The organism is Psychrobacter sp. TB20-MNA-CIBAN-0197 (genome assembly GCF_040309765.1).
Classification (GTDB): domain Bacteria; phylum Pseudomonadota; class Gammaproteobacteria; order Pseudomonadales; family Moraxellaceae; genus Psychrobacter; species Psychrobacter submarinus.
The window spans coordinates 1-256 of sequence record NZ_JBEOPC010000959.1 but is presented as its reverse complement, the minus strand read 5'-3'; the positions used below and the strand labels follow the sequence as shown (position 1 = coordinate 256).

The following is a 256-nucleotide window of genomic DNA, read 5'->3' as shown; positions in this document are numbered from 1 at the left end:
ATCTATGAGCGTCATGAAGTGGTGCACAACAAGTTCGTCGTCGAAGACCTGCTCAGCCGTGGCGCGATTTTCGTCGAAGAGCTCGATCAGGTGCCCGATGACGTGATCGTCATCTTCAGCGCCCACGGTGTTTCCCAAGCCGTGCGCAACGAATCTGCAGGTCGTGGACTGAAAGTCTTCGATGCAACCTGCCCGCTGGTGACCAAGGTGCACATCGAGGTCGCCAAATACAGCCGCGACGGTCGCGAGTGCATCC

General features: G+C 57.8%; 1 pseudogene. It reads left to right on the top strand.

Going from position 1 to position 256, the window contains the following annotated elements:
- Positions 1 to 256 (top strand): annotated as a pseudogene (gene ispH, locus AAEY83_RS16725) (4-hydroxy-3-methylbut-2-enyl diphosphate reductase); the annotation flags it as partial.